The following is a 1,726-nucleotide window of genomic DNA, read 5'->3' on the forward strand; positions in this document are numbered from 1 at the left end:
GGCTGAAGCGGTCGGCTTGGCCGTATTGTTTGCGTTCGGATTCGGGCGCGTTGTCGGGCAGCGGCGGCGTGTAGTCGAGGGCGCGTTGGCTTAAGTCGCGGATGGTGCCGCCGGTGTAGCCGATGCCGACAATCAGACAGGCGGCATGGCTTTTGGTGATGGGGTTGATGAGCAGGGATTGCGCCATATTGAGGATGGCAGGGAAAAAGGCATCCCCGTCAAGAATATACAGTACGGGATAGCCGCCTGCCGGACGCTCGCCGAGTGCCGCGGCTTGAATGCGGTAGGTGCGGCCGGTGTGTGCGGAGGTAATGGAGGTTTCTTCGGCTTGCAGCAGGGTGGCGGCTTGCCAGTTAGGACGGATGGACATGATGGGGTGCTTTAATCAATGGTTGCTTAAGGGAAAAGGCCGTCTGAATAATGGTTTTCAGACGGCCTTATTGTACGGATTTCTGCCTTTTTAACAATACGCGCAATTAGCGTACGTCAACGTAGGAGCTGCTGTGCAGTTCGCGCAGGAGGTTGGTGGTCGCCTGTTGCGCTTTTTGTTGGGACAGGTATTGGCGGACGGCGTTTTGTTGGCGCTCTTCAGGCGTACCTGCTTCGCGGACGTCGTTCAGCTTGATGATGTGCCAGCCGAATTGGGTGCGGACAGGGGCGCTGATTTGGCCGGGTTTGAGTTTGTGGACGGCTTCTTCAAATGGGGCAACCATCATGCCGTCGGCAAACCAGCCCAAGTCGCCGCCGTTGCCGGCGCTGCTGTCTTGCGAGTATTGGCGTGCCAAACCGCCGAAATCTGCGCCGCTGCGGGCTTGTGAGTAGATTTTGCGGATGGTGCTTTCTGCGCCGACGGCGGCATTGTCGTTGTCGGCTTTAATGAGGATGTGTTGGGCATGATATTGGCGCACAGGGTCGGCTTCGGGCAGGGTGATGCCTTGTTGTTTGGCCTGCTCGATGTAGCGTGCCACTTCGGAGTCGCTCACGCGGCTGTTTTGCATGATGGCCTGTTGGCGCACTTTTTCAACAATAATGCTGTCGGCGATGTCTTGACGGACGGCGGCAGACGGATTTTTGATGTTGGGATTGTGCGCGATAACGGCTTCGATTTCGCTATCGGTCGCTTGGATGTTGCGGCGTTTGCCGGCTTGGAGGATCAGGGATTGGTTGATCATTTGTGCCAAAACCTGTTGGCGCAGCTCGTTGGCGTCCATTTGCGTGCCTTTAGGCATGGTTTGACGCGCTTGTGCCACGGCTTGTTCTACTTGGCGGTGGGTAATGACTTCGTTGTCGACAACCGCGGCAATGCCGTCTGAAAGATGTACGCCGCTTTGTACGGCAGGCATGGCGGTGGCGCTGACGGCAGGGGCTTTGGCTGCGCGCGCTTTGCCTGCTTTGGCTTTAGGAGCGGCGTGTGCGCCTACTGCGAGAGTGAGTGCGGCGACGAGAATCAGGGGTTTGAAGTTCATTGTTTGACTACCTCGTTGGTTTTGCTGTAACCGGGGATGGCTAAGCGGAGTTTTTCGAATGGGTTGTTGCCGATATTGCTTAAGTCTTTGAGTTGGAGGTTGAAGAATACGGCGTTTTTGTGGCTGTTTTCGCCGGTAACATAGCGTTGGCCGACCAAGCTTGCGCTCCAGCAGCCGCAGTTGCTTTTGTATTCTGCACCGATGAGCATTTCCAGCGGTTTTTTGGCTTCGATTTCGTAGTTGTAACGGGCGACGGCGTA

Annotated in this window: 1 protein-coding gene and 2 pseudogenes; all 3 read right to left on the bottom strand. The window is 56.4% G+C overall.

Annotated features, from left to right (window positions below; translation table 11 throughout):
* Window positions 1–370 (bottom strand): annotated as a pseudogene (locus ACTHUE_RS17935) (alpha/beta hydrolase); the annotation flags it as partial.
* A gap of 106 nt (window positions 371–476) precedes the next feature.
* Window positions 477–1,466, bottom strand: coding sequence for a peptidylprolyl isomerase (locus ACTHUE_RS17940; RefSeq protein ID WP_036493692.1), 990 nt, complete (start codon window positions 1,464–1,466; stop codon window positions 477–479).
* Window positions 1,463–1,726, bottom strand: a pseudogene (locus ACTHUE_RS17945) (LPS-assembly protein LptD); the annotation flags it as partial. The pseudogene ACTHUE_RS17945 and the gene ACTHUE_RS17940, both read right to left, overlap by 4 nt.

Source organism: Neisseria sp. P0021.S005, from assembly GCF_051956955.1.